Genomic DNA, 18,355 nt, shown 5'->3' with positions numbered 1-18,355 from the left:
GCAGTTGATCCGGCTCAGCGCCGGCGGCCGCTGCCCGGTATCCGGGTGATCGCCTGCTCCGCGACCGCCGCAAGGCCGCCCTTCGCCGGGCCGAATCCCGGGATGACGACGTCCGGGGCGATCTCGAGCAAGGGCAGCAGCACGAAGGCACGCTCGTGCATGCGCGGATGCGGCACGTTCAGGTGCGGCAGGTGCAGCGTCGCGTCGCCGTAGAGCAGCAGGTCGAGATCGAGCGTGCGCGGCGCATTGCGAAACGCCCGATGCCGGCCCTGCGCAGCCTCGATCGCCAGCAGCGCATCAAGCACCGCCGGCGCACTCAGCGACGTTTCGATCAGGGCGACGGCATTGTGGAAATCGGGCTGGTCGGCATAACCGACCGGTGCGCTGCGGTAGTAATCGGACACGGCGACCAGGCGCGAATCCGCCAGCGCAGCGAGCGCGTCGACGGCGGCGTCGAGCTGCCGCGCCGGATCGCCCAGATTGGCGCCCAGCGCGATATAGGCGTCGACACGCGTGCCGACGCTGGCCGCAGTCCCGGCCATCACGCGCCGCTGGCCGGCGCCGCGGCGGGTTTTTTGCGACGCGGCTTGCGCTTGCGCTGCGCACCACTCTTGTCGCTGCCGGCGACGTTGGCGATCAGCGCCGAACGCGTTGCCTCGTCGCAGAACTGGAACTGCTGCCACCAGTCGGCAAGCGCCTTGTCGGCCATGCCGCATTGCGCGCGCAGCACGAGGAAATCGAAGGCGGCGCGGAAACGCGGTTGCTCGAGCAGGCGGAACGGCCGCTGGCCGGCACGCTGTTCGAAGCGCGGCTGCATCAGCCAGACTTCCTTCATCGCCGCGCTGTAGCGGTTCGGGATCGCCAGGCGTTTGCTCACCCGGTCATCGACCTCGTTCATCGCGGCGACCAGCGCCGGCATCGTGTGCTCGCCGGCGGCTTCCTTCTGCTTCCACAACTGCTCGACGTCGTACCACAGCAGCGTCGCGAACAGGAAGCCGGCCGACACCGGCTTGTCGTCGGCGAGGCGGGAATCGGTGTTTTCAAGCGCGCGCTGGATGAAGGTCGCGGCGTTCGCATCGTCGAGCTGGCGTTCCAGAATCGGCAACAACGAGCGGTGCAGTCCCTCGGCACGCAAGGCCGAGACACAGGCCCAGGCCTTGCCCGACAGCAACAGTTTCATCGTCTCGTCGAACAGCCGTGCGCTCGGGATGTTCTCGAGCAGGCTGGTCAGCGTCGCGATCGGTTTCTTCGTCGCCGGCGCAATCGCCAGTTCGAGCTTGGCGGCCAGTCGCACCGCGCGCAGCATGCGCACCGGGTCTTCGCGGTAGCGTTGTGCCGGATCGCCGATCATCACCAGCTGGCGGCGTTCGAGGTCGTCGACACCATGGTGGAAATCGAGGATCTCTTCGCGGTTCGGGTCGTAATACAGCGCGTTGACGGTGAAGTCGCGCCGTGACGCGTCTTCTTCGATCGTGCCGTAGACGTTGTCGCGCAGGATGCGGCCGGCGTCGTCGGTCGGCGCCTCCGAAGCGCTGCGGAAGGTCGTGACCTCGATGATTTCCTCGCCGTCACGGTCGTAGAACGGCACGTGGACGATCTTGAAGCGGCGGCCGATGATGCGCGAGCGGTTGAAGACGTGGCGCACCTGTTCGGGCGTGGCGCTGGTGGCGACGTCGAAATCCTTGGGGTGTTTGCCCAGCATCAGGTCGCGGACCGCGCCGCCGACGATGTAGGCATCGTAGCCGGCGGCTTGCAGACGGTCACAGACCTTGAGTGCACCCGAGTGCAGCTGGTCGCGGCGGATGCCGTAATGTTTGGCGTGCAGGACGCGCTTGCCGGGGCGGCGAAGCACTTTTCCGATCAGTTTGCGGATCATTCGCGAGTCAGGAAGGTTTGATGGCTTGACGCTGCATTATACAGGCGCGCGCGGCCGCGGCCTGTTGCAAAACGTCGCAGCCTCCGCGTCGGGTGGCTGTGGCGGTGACATGGGTCGCGGATTGTCACTGTCGTGTGCAACAAGCCCGTGGTTGAATGATGCTCCCGAATCCTGCCGGAGCCCGCCATGCGCACGCTGCATTATCACGTCGTCAACGTTTTCACCGCGCCGGACGACAACCCGTTCAGTGGCAACGCGCTGGCGGTGTTCCCGCATGCCGATGGCGTCTCGGATACGCGGATGCAGGCGATCGCACAGCAGCTCAATCTGTCCGAAACGACCTTTGTCCGCGATTGCGCCGGCAAGGCGCCGGGCGCCGATGCCGACGTGCGCATCTTCACCCCCGGCTACGAACTGCCGTTTGCAGGCCACCCGACACTGGGCACCGCGGCGGTGCTCGATACCGAGCGCGGTCTCGGCGGCGAGGTGGCCTTGCACTTCCCGGCCGGCACCGTGCCGGTGTCGATCCGCGACGGGCTGGCGACGCTGACCGCACAGTCGCCGCGCTATCGCGACGCCCAGGGCGACGCGACGCTGGCCCGGGCACTGGGACTGAGCGCCGAGCGCCTTGCCGGCCGCGCGCGCTTCGTCGATACCGGCACCGAACAACTGATCGTCCCGGTCGCCAGCGCCGACGATGTTTTCGCCTGCCAGCCCGATGTGCTGCTGTTCAGCGAAGTGGCGCGCAGCAAGCAGGGCCGGCCACAAGCGCTGGTGTGGGCGCCGTCGGCAGACGGCATCATCGCCCGTTTCTTCTGGGTCCAGGCCGGATCGATCGGCGAGGACTTCGGCACTGGCTCGGCCTGCGCCAACCTCGGCGGCTGGTTGCTCGGTCAGGGTCAGACCCTGCCATTCTCGTCGGCAATGCAGCAAGGCCACGGGATTGGCCGTCTTGCCCACCTGCAGCTCGACCTGAGCGCCGACGGCGCCATTCGCGTCAGCGGCCGGGTCAGGCGCATCGGTTACGGCACGTTTGAACTGCCCGACGAATAAGCACTCCAAGTGCCAGCCCCGTCGCTGAAAATGCACACCATCCGTCAGTGCAAGGTAATTCGCACGGCCGTAACGGCAGACCCGGCCCGGATGACGGTTTTATAATCGCCGACTCAGAGCCTATCCCGATAGGCGAGCGAGCCACGCAGTTTGCCCGCGCCCGACGCGCAGGAACCGGCACCGAGAGACCACCGATGCCGGCCACAGGGCCAACTGCACCAGTGCCGCCGCCCGCCGAGGCAGACTCCTGTTCCGCCCCCTTCAAGAGTGTTGCTCCACCGATGACTATCCGCCGTACCTTCGCCCTCGCCGCCCTCGTCGTTCCGCTCGTTTCGATGACCGCCCAGGCTTTCACGCCGCCGCCGCCGGCCATCGCCGCCAAGGCCTATTTCCTCACCGACTTCCAGAGCGGCGCGACGCTGGCCGCGCGCGACGCCGACGCCCGGATCGAACCGGCTTCGCTGACCAAGCTGATGACCGCCTATGTCGTGTTCAAGGCGGTCAAGGAAGGCCGGCTCAAGCTCGACCAGCAACTGACCGTCTCGGCCGCCGGCATGAAGGCCGGTGGCGGCAGCGGCGGCTCGACGATGTTCCTCGATCCGCGCACGCCGGCGACGGTCGACCAGCTGATCAAGGGCATGATCGTCCAGTCCGGCAACGACGCCTGCGTGACGCTGGCCGAAGCCATCGCCGGCAACGAGGAAGTCTTCGCCCAGCTGATGAACCGCGAAGCGCAGCGCCTCGGCATGAAGCACAGCCACTTCACCAATTCGACCGGCCTGCCGGACGCGAACCTGTATACGACGGCGGCCGACCTCGGCAAGATCGCCGCAGCGATCATCCACGACTTCCCCGAGTTCTATCCGGTCTACTCGATGAAGGAATTCACCTTCAACAACATCAAGCAGGGCAACCGCAACCTGCTGCTGTACCGCGATCCGAACGTCGACGGCATGAAGACCGGCCACACCGCCTCGGCCGGTTACAACCTCGTTGCATCGAGCAAGCGTGACGGCCGCCGGGTGATCTCGGTCGTCGTCGGCACCACCAGCGACCAGGTCCGCGCGGCCGAGTCGTCCAAGCTCTTGAACTGGGGCGTGCAGTTCTACGATACGCCGAAGATCTACTCGGCCGGTCAGAGCATCGCCACCGTGCCGGTCTGGAAGGGCAAGCTCGACAGCGTCAAGGCCGGCTTCCTGCAGGACCGTTACCTGACCATGCCCAAGGGCGACGCGGCCAAGGTCAAGCTCGAATTCGTCAGCCAGCAGCCGCTGATCGCGCCGATTGCCAAGGGCCAGCAGATCGGCACCGTCAAGGTCCAGCTCGAGGGCAAGACGCTCGGCGATTACCCGGTCGTCGCGATCGAACCGGTCGCCGAAGCCGGCATCTTCGGCCGTGCCTGGGATGCCATCCGGCTGTGGTTCAAGCAGCTGTTCAACTAAACCCCTCAGCTTGCTGCGCCTTTGCATCTCGCGATCGTCCGGTGCTCGGCATCCTCATGTACGACCTTGTACATTCCGGTGCCTGCGCTTCGGGCGATCGCGACCTGCTGCGGCTCGCAGCGCTGCCGGGCTTAGTTCGCAACCACGAACTACGGCGTAAACTGTCGCCATGAACACCCCCGACCTCCCCGCCTACCTGAACGGCCGCTTCGCCCCGCTGGGCGCTCTGAGCGTGCCGGTGCTCGACCGTGGCTTCCTGTTCGGCGACGGGATCTACGAAATGATCCCGGTCTACAGCCGCACGCCGTTCCGGCTCGACGAACACCTCGGCCGGCTCGCCGCCAGTCTGGCGTCGGTGCAGATCACCAATCCGCATACGCAAGCCGAATGGCGCGACATCGTCGAGGCGCTGATCCAGCGCCAGCCTTTCGACGACCAGTCGATCTACCTGCAGGTGACGCGCGGCGCGGCCTACCCGCGCAACCACGCTTTCCCGCTGGCGGCGACGCCGACGGTGTTCGCCTTCGCCGATCCGCTGACACCGCCACCGGCGCAGCTGGTGCAGACCGGCATCGCCGCGATCACCCAGACCGACGTACGCTGGCTGCGCTGCGACATCAAGGCCATCTCGCTGCTCGCCAACGTGCTGGCGCGGCAGAGCGCCGTCGATGCCGGCGTTGCCGAAACCATCCTGCTGCGCGACGGGCTGATGATCGAAGGCTCGGCGAGCAATATCTTCGTCGTCAAAGCCGGCGTGATCCTCGCGCCGCCGCCATCGAACCTGATGCTGACCGGCATCACCTACGATCTGGTGCTCGAGCTCGCCGCCCGACACGGCCTGCCGCACAGCGTGCGCGCGATCACCGAGGCCGAGCTGCGCAGCGCCGACGAGGTCTGGCTGACGTCGAGCAGCAAGGAAGTGCTCGCCGTCGTCACGCTCGACGGCGCCCCGGTTGGAAACGGCAGGCCCGGCCCCATCTATACCGCCATGTACCAGCATTACCAGGCCTTCAAGACCCAGGTGATGCGCACCGGCAAGGATACCCAATGAACACGAATACCCCGGCCCCGCCGCCGCTCGAAGAACTGGTCGATTTCCCGGCCAAGCTGCCGATCAAGGCGATCAGCCACAAGCAGGTCGGCCACGACGAATTCCATGCGGTGCTGTTCGCGCTGTCGTGCGAGCACGTTCCCGGCGTCACCACCGACGTGCTGACGATCCGCCCGAGCAGCGCCGGCAACTATTTCGCCGCGACGCTGATGATCACCTTCGACAACGCCGATCAGGTCCGCGCGCTCGACGCCGCGCTGCGCGCGCACCCGCTGGTGCGGATGGTGCTGTGAGCGAGATCGCGACCGTACCGGCAACGCTGGTCAAACAGCTCGGCCTCGCCGACTACGAATCGACCTGGCACGCGATGCAGGCGTTCACCGACACTCGCACCGCGACCACACCCGATGAAGTCTGGCTGCTCGAACACCCGCCGGTGTTCACGCTCGGCCAGGCCGGCAAGCCCGAACACATCCTGCAGCGCGGCGACATTCCGATCGTCAAGATCGACCGCGGTGGCCAGGTTACCTATCACGGCCCCGGCCAGCTCGTTGCCTACACGCTGCTCGATCTGCGCCGGCTCGGTTTCGGCGTGCGCGAGCTGGTACGCCGGCTCGAGAACAGTGTGGTCAGTCTGCTCGCCGATTACGACATCGCCGCCTACGGCAAGGTCGATGCACCCGGCGTCTATGTGAAGGACGAGCTCGGCGAAGCCAAGATCGCCGCGCTCGGTCTGCGCATCCGCAACGGCTGCTGTTTCCACGGCCTGTCGTTCAACGTGAACATGGACCTCGCGCCGTTCTCGATGATCAACCCCTGCGGCTATGAAGGCCTGCGCGTCGCCCAGCTGAACGATTTCGGCTTTGCGGAGACACCGGCGACGTTAGCCGGTAAAATGGCCGACAAAATCCTGCAACAAATCAACTGATTAACCCTGTTCATTGCAAGGTTGATCGGCACGGATCATGACCCAAGACACCAAGAACGCCCCCGTTACCGCCGGCACCAAACTCAAGGGCGAAGCCAAGACCGCCCGTATTCCGATCAAGGTGGTCCAGCTTGAAACCAAGCTGAAGAAGCCCGACTGGATTCGCGTGCAGGCGCCGAGCCTCAATGGCCGCTTCGGCGAGATCAAGCAGATCCTGCGTGAGCAGAAGCTGCACACGGTGTGCGAAGAAGCGTCCTGTCCCAATATCGGCGAATGCTTCGGCAAGGGCACGGCGACGTTCATGATCATGGGCGACATCTGCACCCGGCGCTGCCCGTTCTGCGACGTCGGCCACGGCCGGCCGAACCCGCTCGACGCCAACGAGCCGGTGCATCTGGCCGAGACCATCGCCGCACTCAAGCTCAAATACGTCGTGATCACCTCGGTCGACCGCGACGACCTGCGCGACGGTGGCGCCCAGCACTTCGTCGACTGCATCAGCCTGACGCGCGACAAGAGCCCGGACACGCAGATCGAGGTCCTGGTGCCCGATTTCCGCGGCCGGCTCGACCTCGCGCTCGAACTGTTCGGCAAGGCGCTGCCGGACGTGATGAACCACAACCTCGAAACCGCGCCACGGCTGTACAAGCAGGCGCGCCCGGGTTCGGACTATCTGCATTCGCTCAAGCTCTTGAAAGACTGCAAGGCGATGTACCCCGACGTCAAAACCAAGTCCGGCATCATGGTCGGCCTCGGCGAAACCGACGAGGAAGTCGTCCAGGTGATGCATGACATGCGCGCGCACGACATCGACATGATCACCATCGGCCAGTATTTGCAGCCATCGAACGGCCACCTGCCGGTGCTGCGCTATGTGCACCCGGACCAGTTCAAGGCGTGGGAAACGCTGGCGTACGAGCTCGGCTTCAAGCATGCCGCGGTCGGCGCAATGGTACGGTCGAGCTATCATGCAGACGAGCAGGCGCATCACGCCGGCCTCTGATTATGACAATTCCATCGATAAACGCGACTGACCACCGCTAATTCGTACTCTACAACGCTAAATGCTACTGAGGGGTGGCCATGGGAAGGACGATTCCGAAAATCAAGGAATTTCCTGACGATGGCCGCACGTGGCGAGTTGACTGGTTTGGCGGCGTAGAGCGCAATCATCAGGTTCCCACCGAACCTAAAATCCAGCTCATCATCAGTCCAGTGATAGATGGCACAACGGACTACGCGGCCTCTAGCGCCGTCAACCAAGAAGAACGCCGCTCAATCGATCTCGGTGTTGGCCAACTCCCTCTCGTCACCATCGGGTCGCTCTGGCAAAACCGTCGCTGCCTCGTTGAGGTCGCCGGTAAGAGTAAAACCTTCCATAACCTGCACATTTCCCCCAACACAGTTCGCCTAGTTAAGTCTGATGTCGTAGTGGATGGACATCCACTGATCCGCAGGCGTTTTCATCAAATTGGGGCTGGGCTCGGCGCCAATTGCCTAGCTATCGAATGGCATGGCGACCCCTACGGCATCATTATTCCGGTCGCCGAGATTATTCGGTTCTATTACGCCACCTCCACCGACCTAGCCAAGGCCGTTTTCTCCGGCGATTTTCGCCACAACCTCGGCTCGATCGTGAATCCAGCGAGGTGCGGCTTCGACAAGCAGGAAAGGCGTTGTTTGCTCAAGCTGCGCAAAGAATTCGCAGATGCGGATGCTTGGATCATTGGCCGTATCTTGAACAGTCACGAGGCATTTGAAGGTGCGACACTCGTGCATGACTCAATGATCCTAGAAGCAGTTCAGAACAAGCGTCGCGTATACCCAGAAGCTGCTTTTCCTTTTGCCGGAACGACCAATTTGCGAGCCAGGGTTAAAGCGATGCGGACTCCAGATGAAAATGGCTGGCGTTACATCGTCTTTGCCTTGGAGTACTGCACAGGATTATTTCCCTTCGATTCTCTCACTTGTGATCGAGATAACAGCAATTTACGCCCCGAAATTGCCCCTAATCTTCCGGACGACCAGAGGCTGCCTGCGTACTCCACCCAACAGTCTTCGGCCAAAGATTCCGATGATCGCGAGCTACAAAGCGGCGAAGAGCCTTCGCACCACATTCAATCGGTTGTAATTACTCTGCCAGAAGAGCGCTTTGGTGCAGTCGCAGGTATGACGCTGGAGAAGCCAGATAAGGAAATGTGCAATTACTTCAACGCTAGCGTCGTTCGCCCACTTGGCTTGCCAACCGACGCACTCGGCACCGGTGATGGCAACTATTCGGAAAGTGGGGTGACTCCAGCCCATGTCGAAACAACGTCTGCACGGCCACCCGCCCTAGCCGCTAGCTTTAAAAGCTTCGAAGCCATGATCAGGTTTTTGAATGAGAAGCCAAGATGGCATGCCCAAATTCGTCCATTTGCAGATACCATTGCATACATCCCACTTACAAAACCACGTCGAGCGCGTCAGTGGAGCTATCTTGATTCAGAACGGCGCCAGAGACGAGCAGTAGTGATTGGTGATGTCACGTTCGCAAGCCGTACATATAGTTTGATCGAGTTTCAGTGGAGGGAAGGTGAGTCATTTATGCTAGGCATCGTCAGCACTCATGATGGTTCAAGAGTAAGTGACTATTTAATGCATCTCATTCTTCTTGAGTTTGCAAAAAAAGAAGGTCGCTGGGACAGCGTCAAGTCCGTCCTTAACGGAATTTCCGTAGCCACACTAAAACATACTCGGGCAACAGTAGAACGATTTGTCGCCGCAATAATTTACAAAATATCTATCGAAGATGGAATTACTCGAAACGCCCTCGAAAACATCGAATTATAAGCTCACCCTTGCTGTTGTTTTCTGAAAAAATCAGCAAAAATAAAATTTGAAAATAATTTAATAAGTCCACACAACAACACAAATTTCTGGAATCAAACATGCTCGACATTGTCAACGCCGTCATTACAAATGAATCCCCCCTTGTGAAACTCCTGGGGGATTTTGAATCCTCATTTGTCGGGTATGTATATGGTATGCGTTTTGATCAAGCCCTTGTTTTAACAAATGATGAATTTAAGAAAAAGGTTAATGGAATACCGCACAACTCCTTCCTAGTTGCCGCTGGATTTCACCCAGAGAAATTTAATGACTCACATCATATTGACCGAGAAGTAGTATTGCTCCGGGTTCTTGAGCCAACATCCCTTCCACAAGACAACGACTTCGTACGCACGCGTATCGAACACCATCAGCGGCGGACCGTTGACGAAAAATTCCCTGGAGATGTTCACGATGGGCTTGATCCAATAACGGCTGTGGAGTTGCAAGCCGGTGGTTTGCGTTGTAGCGTACTAGGTACTTTTTTCGTAGATGATGATGGGCATCTACGTCTTGGCAGCGATATCGAAAACTTTATGAGTTTATCGCGTTTACGTGCGTTCAAACCACGAGCAGAAGCTCTTGAAACCATAGTCAATCACGTAAATCCAGAGGTACAAAAGAAGGCATTCGAAGAAGCGCTGAACGCGGGGTTTCGATCGACACCTTCGCCAATCCATATTGGAACTGTACGTTATACCTCTACTGCACGGCTACACCGCGGAAAAGACGAAGCCAAGGTAAATGTACTAATTCAACCCACAGATTTTCTTGCCCGACGCACCGCAGTATTAGGTATGACGCGAACAGGTAAATCCAATACGGTCAAAACCACTGTATCAGCCGTTGCTTTGGCTGCGATGACAGACGATACACCGATTGGGCAACTTATATTCGACATCAACGGAGAATATGCCAATGCCAACCATCAAGATGACGGCAGCTCGATAGCTGACGTGTTCCCCGCTCAAACCGTTCGGTACCGCGCCATTGAGACCCCAGGCTTTGAGGATCTACGCTCTAACTTTTATGCGGACGTCGATCAAGCGCTCAATTTAATCCAGGCTCTTTTCAAACAAGAGACCTCGCCATTTTCCGGGCAAGACCTTGATACGTTTATGACATCAACGCTTGAGGCGCCTGATGTAACCGAACGCTCGGATCACAATCGTTGGAAAGTTCGCAAAGCAATTTTTCAATGCATATTGAAAAAGGCAGAGTATCCAGCACCAGAAAATTTCTTGATTAGCATCCCTAGGGGTAAAGCCCTAGTAGAGAAAATTAACCGTTGGGCATCCGCCCAGACCCCTCCTCACGAGGTGAGAATCCCCACTGCTGACGAAGTTTCTTTAGAGGAAGCAAGTGCTTGGTTTGAGCTCCTTCGTTTTGTCAATCTTAAGCTTCGAGCTGAACAAAAAGAAGAAGGGAAACAGGTACTCGGACTGGAATCGAGCACTCGCGGAAATGCATGGGTCGACCCGGTGATGGAGTCATATCTCAATATGCTCGCACGGGAAAATAGCCGTGAAATGCAATTCGGTGGTTATCGAGCGATCGGTAAATACAAAAATTATCATTCCAGCAGACGATCAGCCGAAATAACAGCAGAAGTTATCGCTCATCTTGATAACGGCAAAATCGTGATACTGGACCTATCCGCAGGCCCCGTTGAGATCCGGACCATTCTTTCGGAACGAATTGCTCGTCAGATTTTCGAACGCCAAATGGCGGCAATGCATCGTGGCGAAACCCCCAAGAACATAGTTTTGTATGTTGAAGAAGCGCACAACTTGATCGGCAAAAAAGCCGACCTCACCAATACTTGGCCACGTGTTGCCAAGGAGGGGGCAAAAGCACGCATTGCATTTGTTTATGCGACGCAAGAGCCTTCATCTGTACATCCAAATATTCTAGCCAATACAGAAAATTGGTTTATTACTCACCTGAACAACGATGATGAGCTTAAGACATTAGGTAAGTTTTATGACTTTGGCGACTTCATCGGATCACTTAAAGCGGCTCAAGATGTGGGTTTTGCACGCATAAAAACCCTTTCATCTCCATTTGTCATTCCAACGCAAATCAACCGCTTCTCTCCCGATGAAATCAAACAGCGGATCGTGGCCATCTCAGCTGCGAGGGGGCAATAATGCCATACGACGGCCAAACCGCCGGCAAAGGTGGGCACTCTGACTTTGTACGCAATCCTGACGTGCAAGCCTTTTTAGCGGCGTGTCAGTACATGCGTCCGCCAAGTGATGAAGAGGGTAAAAATTTAGCAGCCACTTTTAGTGAAGCCCCTACAAACAGTTCGCCACAATTACCTGAATACGTGGTGGCCTCAGATGCAAGTAAAAGTGATCAGGCAATCAGTCAAAAACTGCCGAGCACTCAAATTGGCTTCATCAAAGTAAGTCACGTACTAATTCAAATGGACAAGTATGCGGAACTTATTGATCCGTCGACGCGATTCGTAGATCCATTTAAAGTAGCTGAGTTGCATAGAAATGCATCCCCGATAACTTATACTTTGCCGGGCAGCAACATCCGTTACAAGAATGCACGGACTGTTAAAGATGGATTTCGGCATGCTGTTTTTGCACAACTCGGGGTAAATCGCGCAGGTGGAGGACAAAACAAATTTGTTCTGACGGATACATTATTCGCACTAAACAAAGGCGAGCTTTTTATCGAAAATTGCCCCTCCTGCAAAGTGGAGCACCGTTTCACCTTCACCCCCGACTCGCAAAGTAATTTATGTAATGCATGTGGAGAATCAGTCTATATGACTGATTGGTTACGGTTGCATGAAGGCGTCTCCGACTTTGGAGATAATACTGTCGCAATGACTCGAATGATGAATTGCATCGAGCATTTATTGCTAGTTGCTTTAATCAGGCAGGTATTTGAGAGCGATGCACGGGCGCTATCTAAAATGGCTTTCATTATGGATGGACCACTCGCCATTTTTGGACAACCCGCAAAATTACATGCCCGCATCATGGAATTTCTTTACAAAGTAAATGCACGACTTACGGAGCTCAATCAAGAGCCGCTGCTTCTGATGGGGTTACAAAAAACAGGAAACGTGATGGATCACGCCAACTTAATTTCCCGTTTCCTCCCCTCTGGAGTCATTCGCATCTTGGACGATGACTATCGCAATAAATATATAGCAGGCAATGAAACTCCTGCAGCCAACTTTGGCAATGAAACCTACTACGGGCAAGATTTTTTATTTAAAACCGAGCGTGGCAGAATATTTAACTTCGCAATTCCATACGTACTCTCCCACAAAGGGCTTGTGAATGGAGTTTGTTTTTCTCAACTTAAGTCCGACCCTAAAGCGTATGGATCGCTAGTTAAGCGTGCATGCGATTTTATTCGGCACTTTGAACTTGACCTTTTCGAAAATGCAATCGTTCCTGTTGCCCTTGCCCACCGCCACGCCTCGATCAGTATCATTCCCGGAGGGAAGGTTTTGGACATCATCACCAAAGCAGGACTTTCACGAAACTCAACCCATTCTTGAGAAACGCTATTCGGGCGCTTCAAAATGATGCTGAGAGCGCACCTTCCTTAGCTTTCGGCTAATGAAGTGCGCCACAAACAGCTGTAAGGCACTTCCTCCACTCGAAGATGTCCGGCCATCAGAAAACGCTGGCCAGCGACCAAGAAGCTTGGTATACCCCTACTTCTGAGATAGAGTATTTTGGATCAACAATGTCGTTTGACACCCCCCTTCGATACCCCGGTGGCAAAGGCCGCCTATCCACATTTATGCGCGAAGTCATTGACCTAAACGGCCTTCGCGGCGGTGAGTACGTTGAGCTTTACGCTGGCGGTGCAGGAATCGCTATAACACTCCTGCTGAACAAAGTTGTTTCTAGAATACATATCAATGACCTCAACAGGTCAATTCATGCTTTCTGGAATGCAGTATTAAATAACAGCGAAGCGTTATGTGACCTCATCACTCAAACTCCCGTAACAATAGAGGAGTGGCATCGTCAACGCATAGTTCAGGCGGATATGGAGGCAGACCCGTTCGACTTGGCTTTTTCGACCTTCTTCCTTAATCGAACAAATCGTTCCGGAATTATTGGGGGAGGCGTTATCGGGGGAAAAGATCAATCAGGCAAATGGAAATTAGACGCCAGATTCAACAAAAAAGATCTTATTGAGCGCATTCGCAAGATTGCCTCCTTATCAGAGTACATTTCTTTATACAATTGCGACGCAGCAGAATTCATTAAAACCGAACTACCTAACGTAGCCAATCGATCATTGATTTATTTAGACCCACCTTATTACATAAAGGGGAAAGGGCTATATCAAAATCATTATCAACATGCGGACCACGAAGAAATTTCTCAATTGGTAGCGACGATTAGGCAACCCTGGCTGGTTACCTACGACAACGTGGATCATATTCGCTCACTGTACAAAAGCTTTCCGCAGCGCAATTTCGGGCTCCAATACAGTGCGCAAGGACGATACTGTGGCACAGAAGTTCTTGTTACAAAGGCCGATTTAGTTCTTCCTTTGTCTGTAGAACCAACAAAAGCTGACTTACCGGAAGCTGCATTGATTCGACGCCAAGCAACAATGACAGGTACTGTAGCGTCCGAGACTGAATGTGCTATAACACCGGAAATTATTTAGATGTTTTTTTGTATCGAATTATTTTAGCTTCAGCTTGGATTTCATCCATTAAATCGAGATAATTCTTGGGCGGTGCAGTGAAATCTTTTAGCAGAACGTTGTAACGTACTGCCCTGACTTTCCATGCGGCCCGAAGACGAGAAGGCCATCGGCCAATCAACCACCAAGATAGTTCCAGCACATAATGGCGCTCACCAATCGGCCGCAACTCAAAAGCAAAGCGCCCCGTGGCAAGAACTGCAGAAGGTTGGTGTGTCCGTCCATGAACATACGTAATCAGTTTAGGGGCAAGCCGGACCGAGACCATCAGAGAGCAAAACTGGTGCAGTACAGCCACCTTGCTGTAGTCAAAACGCGTCGAATCAGCAGCACCTTTGTCGATCAAGCGTAACGCTTTGCTCCACGACTGAAAGGTACGGCCATTCCACCTATTCACGCGGTCGGTTGGCGATTCGCGCAGGTCGAAACCACAAGACCAGCAGCATGCCAGCGACGGAGCTTCGATTACTTCGGGCCGGCCGAGCTCCAACCGGTGAAACGCAATACCGCTCCCGCATTGGGGGCAGCGATCTTGCAGCATCACGTCATGCTTGGGGCAAAACGTATACAGCGCCACCCGCCAAGATCTGCGGTAGTACGGCTCGGCCCCCTCAGCCAAACACTTGGGGCAGAACTGCAGGCCAAAACCACGCCGTTTCCGGTGATACATCTGCAGCGGCAAAATCCAGCGCAATTGCCCAGCGGGATGATACTTGTCGTACAGCTTGCCCTCGTAGCCAAGCAGAGTCGTTTCCCGCACGCGCTTGATCGGCCTGCCTGTTTTCTCGCTCATGGCCTCGATCAACCAGTTTGGTGCCAAGCGATCAATATCGCGATTCCATAGTTGATGGTCGTTGCCAAACTCCTGAGCGCAGAAGGTTTGCACTTTGAGTCCATTCGCATGAGCTACCCGCACGAGCCAGGACGACAGCAACTCGTCACGGTATGGGTGCGGATGCGCTGGCCAGCGCTTGCCGGAAAGCATGCTCAGCCACCGCGGTCGATCTGTCGCTTGCGATCGGCCGGCGACACCCAATCGATGGCATCGAGTACCTTCTCATCGATCCGCTCTTTCCCGGCTTCCACGGCCCGCACGCTGGCCATGGTGAGCAGCCGTGATAGTTCGCCGATGTATCCCTCGCTCATCGAGAACAGCCTGGTGGCCAAGGTCGTATCATGCAGTTGCGACGGCAGGCGGAGCGGCAACATGCGCTCGAAGCTGGCGAGCAAGCGCAGGAAATCGGTATCGAAATCCCAGCGTGGCAACAGCGCCGGCTCGAATCGATTCGCCAACTGCGGATCGGTCTGTAGCGCCCGGAAGGCATCACGCGTCCCAACGGCCACGATCGGCACCTGCAGCTCGTTGCCCAGATACTTGATCACATTCAAGAAGGTACGCTGCTTGTTCAGATTGCCTGCCATGACGTGGTGAATCTCGTCGATCACCAGCATGCGCAATCCGACGTACTTCAACAACTTGATAACCTGGAATTGCTTCTTGTCCACGCGGTCGTTCGGCTTGTACGGAGCGAACAGCAGCTCAAGGATGGCGTTGTAAAACCGGCCCTCATCTGGAATCGGCGGTGCCTGTACAAACAGCACCGGCACGCGCACACCGTCGCCGCCGGGGTTGTCGTCTGCGGGATGGTGAGCGCAGAAGCGTTGCACCAACATGGTTTTGCCGTTGTTGGTATCCCCGACCACCAAGAGGTTCGGCATCCGGTGCGAACGCGGATAGACGAGCAGATCCTCCAGCTTGGCCATGACGGCCTTGGCTCTCGGGTATCCGATCCAACGTGGTGCGCGAATCTTTTCGATCCGCTCGGCATCACTCAACTCCAGCAGTTTGGCCGTCGAGTCATTCAGATGGCTCATGCCAAGTCATCCATTTCATCGAATGGCTCGATGGCCGACACAGTGACCTGCGTCGACATCGGCGTTAGCTCCGGTATCGCTACGGCAGAAGCTGGTGTGGTACTGGGGCGAATCGCTTCTTGGCCGAACTTGCGCCGCTGGGCGGCCCGCCGTACCGACGTGGTCTTGGCCTGTGCCTGCTGCTCGATTTCGCGCATCCGTTCGTAGGCATCAAAGATGGCCCGCTCATCAACGTGCCGGCGTCCATCCGCCTCGCCCTGGCGCTTGGCTTCGCGCAGCTCCCACACACTGATCGGCGGATGCGAAGTATCGCGGTATGGAATGGCGTAGTACGTATTCAATTCGGGATCGTAAAACCACACTGTACTGATGTCGCGCGGGTCTCTGCGGAACATGAACTTGCGCTTGTACTTCGGCGCCGTTGGGTCAGGCGCGTTGATCCAGCGTCGCAATACGTCGTGGTAGTAGTGAATCTCATCGATCACGACGCCATAGTCCTGCACCGTTCGTTCTTCGAATGGCATCAGGTCAAGCCGTAAACGGCTCTCGTCGGCAATACGCGCTGGCAAACCTCGTCCCGGTATATCCTTGGTACCGAATACGCCTTGCCGATACTTTTCCATCGGCGGCATGTTGATACCGGAGTGCATACGCTGGTGGTAGACGTTCACGATGAACGTCACGAACCACTCTTCGAACTCGGTCAACGTCAGCGCCGCTTTGCCTTCGGAGTCATAGCCACCACGCTCGCGTGGATTTGAAAACGTGGTGCCTGGTAACGTATGGATCTCTTGGGCAAAGGTGCCCAGCAGGCGTTCGATGTGCCCGCCAAAATGCGGCCGAGCAACGGGCCGCCACTCGATATCTACACCGTATTCAAGGCAAGCCCGCTGCAGCATGTTGCCGCGAAATTCGCGGGCATTATCCATGTGCAGTTTGGTGGGTATGCCCCAGCACGGCCAGTCCCCCTTGATATCGTGCTTCGACAGCCAGACGTCTTTGGGCAAGATCGCGCTCGCCAAGCATTGGCCTGAGGACAGCGCGCCCGGCGGGTCGAACGACACGTAGAAACCTGCCACCATGCGGCTGAATACGTCGATCGCCAAGGTAATCCACGGTTTGCCGACTGGGCGACGATACACGTCATCGACGAGGATGATGTCCAGGGGGGTGTGATCGATCTGCACCACCGCATACGGCCAATCTGCGCCCGGAAAACTTCCTTCGATCGGCGAATAGGCTTGATCGGCGGCCTTCCGGCCTTTACGCCGAGTCATGACGTATTCGCCGGCCAGCGCCTTGAGGCGATTGCGCACGGTATTGTCGTGCGGCGCTTCTATGCCGGCATTCGCACAGCGCCGACGCACTTCGTCGCACACCTTCTGCTGCGACTTGCGCTGCTTGGTCAGAAACTCGCTCTCGACCACGGCCTCGATGATGACCTCGACTTCCGGGGTGAGCTTAGTTGAGCCCTTGTCGCTCCGACCACGCGGCAGTAGCGACGTAAGCAGCCCGGTCGCTTCATAGCGTCGAATCCAATCGTAAAGCGTGTTTTCGTGGCGCTCATACGCCTTGGCCCGGGCAACCACGTCTTGCCGGCCTCGGTATGGCAGATCGAGCAGCGGCCGGATGATTTCGAAACGCTTGGCAGCTTCCTCCCATGCGTCATCCAGTACGGCCACGAGATCCGGCTTCGCCTCCGGGGCATTGTTGGTAGCAGCGGGGGCAAGTTCACCGACCTTGGCGTGGCTCACTAGCCGAGTATCGTCGTCCATGACGAGCACTTCGTTCAGGTCGAGAACGTGGGTAATCCGGTGGGGACGCTCACGATACAGAACCGCAGCGCCGGGTTGGAGCCGCAGCAATTTATGCGAAGAACTCATTGATGCAGGCTCCAGATCGGACTACTCATCACGAGCTTGGTATCGAGATCGGCGCCAATTTGCCGAGTCCCGATCAGATACCAAAGCGTGGGCATCAACCGGGCCTGATTCCATTCGTCTTGGAACATCGCGCCAAGCAGCGCCGCCGGGGTGGTGCTGTGCATGCGGCGCAACTGTTCGTCCAACAGATCCATATGCGCCTCTTCGATCGGACCTTGCCGAATGAAGGGCAGCAGGAATTTCGCGTTATCCAAATAAGGCGTGCGAATTTCCACTTCAGTGACGATCTTGAAACGCCAGCCTTGACCACGCGCAAATCGAACGGCCGCTTTGAATTTGGGGCGCAGATCCGGCCAATGCTGCTCAAGCTCGGAACGGTACTTGACCTCGTACAGCACCTTGCGACGATGGTCGTGTAACTTGAAGGTGGCCTGCACATCCGGCGTATAACGTCGCGTAGCGCCCTTTTCATCGGTCCACTCCAAAACCAAGGGCTGAACCTCAAACGCTTCGATTGTCGGGTCAAGCTCCAAGAGCGTGAGGAAATCGCGTTCCAGCGTCGATTCGAACATCGCTTGGCCTTCCGCCTTGCGATGCGCAGCGATACCAGTTACGTTGCGATAGTTCTTGGGAATCTTGCGCACGGGCATTTCACACCTCACTCAGTACACG

Annotated in this window: 16 protein-coding genes; 10 read left to right on the top strand and 6 right to left on the bottom strand. The window is 57.2% G+C overall.

What is annotated here, in order from left to right:
• Positions 1-14: 14 nt before the first annotated feature.
• Together folK and pcnB are read right to left on the bottom strand one after the other, a co-directional pair.
• On the bottom strand, positions 15-542 hold the full coding sequence (gene folK, locus R0382_RS08510) for a 2-amino-4-hydroxy-6-hydroxymethyldihydropteridine diphosphokinase (RefSeq protein ID WP_432723903.1): 528 nt from the start codon (positions 540-542) through the stop codon (positions 15-17).
• The gene (gene pcnB, locus R0382_RS08505) at positions 542-1,876 is read right to left on the bottom strand and encodes a polynucleotide adenylyltransferase PcnB (protein WP_432723901.1); all 1,335 of its coding nucleotides are present in this window, start codon (positions 1,874-1,876) and stop codon (positions 542-544) included. The genes folK and pcnB overlap by 1 nt, the downstream gene beginning before the upstream one ends.
• A 186-nt stretch (positions 1,877-2,062) precedes the next feature.
• Between pcnB and R0382_RS08500 the strand changes: the two genes are divergently transcribed.
• The 10 genes from R0382_RS08500 (at position 2,063) to R0382_RS08455 (ending at position 13,886) form a co-directional block, all read left to right on the top strand.
• Positions 2,063-2,929 carry a PhzF family phenazine biosynthesis protein gene (locus R0382_RS08500; RefSeq protein ID WP_432723899.1) on the top strand — a complete coding sequence of 289 codons (867 nt, stop codon included), beginning with the start codon at positions 2,063-2,065 and terminating at the stop codon, positions 2,927-2,929.
• 281 nt (positions 2,930-3,210) lie between these two features.
• Entirely contained in the window at positions 3,211-4,371 is a 1,161-nt protein-coding gene (locus tag R0382_RS08495; RefSeq protein ID WP_432723897.1) for a D-alanyl-D-alanine carboxypeptidase family protein, read from the top strand.
• A 169-nt stretch (positions 4,372-4,540) separates the two neighbouring features.
• Entirely contained in the window at positions 4,541-5,422 is an 882-nt protein-coding gene (locus tag R0382_RS08490) for a D-amino acid aminotransferase (protein ID WP_432723896.1), read from the top strand.
• Complete coding sequence (locus tag R0382_RS08485) at positions 5,419-5,715, top strand: YbeD family protein (protein WP_432723894.1); 297 nt, start codon at positions 5,419-5,421, stop codon at positions 5,713-5,715. Before R0382_RS08490 ends, R0382_RS08485 begins: the two co-directional genes overlap by 4 nt.
• Positions 5,712-6,350 carry a lipoyl(octanoyl) transferase LipB gene (gene lipB, locus R0382_RS08480; RefSeq protein WP_432723893.1) on the top strand — a complete coding sequence of 213 codons (639 nt, stop codon included), beginning with the start codon at positions 5,712-5,714 and terminating at the stop codon, positions 6,348-6,350. The genes R0382_RS08485 and lipB overlap by 4 nt, the downstream gene beginning before the upstream one ends.
• 37 nt (positions 6,351-6,387) lie before the next feature.
• Entirely contained in the window at positions 6,388-7,353 is a 966-nt protein-coding gene (gene lipA / locus R0382_RS08475; protein WP_432723891.1) for a lipoyl synthase, read from the top strand.
• A gap of 80 nt (positions 7,354-7,433) precedes the next feature.
• Positions 7,434-9,182 carry a hypothetical protein gene (locus R0382_RS08470; RefSeq protein WP_432723889.1) on the top strand — a complete coding sequence of 583 codons (1,749 nt, stop codon included), beginning with the start codon at positions 7,434-7,436 and terminating at the stop codon, positions 9,180-9,182.
• A 98-nt stretch (positions 9,183-9,280) separates the two neighbouring features.
• A complete protein-coding gene (locus R0382_RS08465) occupies positions 9,281-11,371 on the top strand; it encodes an ATP-binding protein (RefSeq protein WP_432723888.1) in 2,091 nt (696 codons plus the stop codon).
• Positions 11,371-12,753: a hypothetical protein gene (locus R0382_RS08460; protein ID WP_432723886.1), complete on the top strand. Its 1,383-nt coding sequence runs from the start codon at positions 11,371-11,373 to the stop codon at positions 12,751-12,753. Before R0382_RS08465 ends, R0382_RS08460 begins: the two co-directional genes overlap by 1 nt.
• 107 nt (positions 12,754-12,860) lie before the next feature.
• Positions 12,861-13,886, top strand: a complete 1,026-nt coding sequence (locus R0382_RS08455; RefSeq protein WP_432723884.1) for a DNA adenine methylase — start codon at positions 12,861-12,863, stop codon at positions 13,884-13,886.
• Here the strand turns inward: R0382_RS08455 and R0382_RS08450 are convergent.
• The 4 genes from R0382_RS08450 to R0382_RS08435 are packed head-to-tail and all read right to left on the bottom strand — an operon-like array spanning position 13,879 to position 18,333.
• The gene (locus R0382_RS08450; protein WP_432723882.1) at positions 13,879-14,910 is read right to left on the bottom strand and encodes a TniQ family protein; all 1,032 of its coding nucleotides are present in this window, start codon (positions 14,908-14,910) and stop codon (positions 13,879-13,881) included. The genes R0382_RS08455 and R0382_RS08450 overlap by 8 nt on opposite strands.
• A 2-nt stretch (positions 14,911-14,912) precedes the next feature.
• Entirely contained in the window at positions 14,913-15,800 is an 888-nt protein-coding gene (locus tag R0382_RS08445) for a TniB family NTP-binding protein (protein WP_432723880.1), read from the bottom strand.
• Positions 15,797-17,683 (bottom strand): Mu transposase C-terminal domain-containing protein, encoded by a 1,887-nt coding sequence (locus tag R0382_RS08440; RefSeq protein ID WP_432723878.1) that lies wholly within the window; start codon positions 17,681-17,683, stop codon positions 15,797-15,799. Before R0382_RS08440 ends, R0382_RS08445 begins: the two co-directional genes overlap by 4 nt.
• Entirely contained in the window at positions 17,680-18,333 is a 654-nt protein-coding gene (locus R0382_RS08435) for a TnsA endonuclease N-terminal domain-containing protein (RefSeq protein ID WP_432723876.1), read from the bottom strand. The genes R0382_RS08440 and R0382_RS08435 overlap by 4 nt, the downstream gene beginning before the upstream one ends.
• Between the last annotated feature and the right edge of the window lie 22 nt (positions 18,334-18,355).

The sequence above is a fragment of the Jeongeupia wiesaeckerbachi genome (genome assembly GCF_050916355.1).
Lineage (GTDB): Bacteria > Pseudomonadota > Gammaproteobacteria > Burkholderiales > Chitinibacteraceae > Jeongeupia > Jeongeupia wiesaeckerbachi.
The sequence above is the reverse complement of the archived record's forward strand: the minus strand, read 5'-3'. Positions and strand labels throughout refer to the sequence as shown.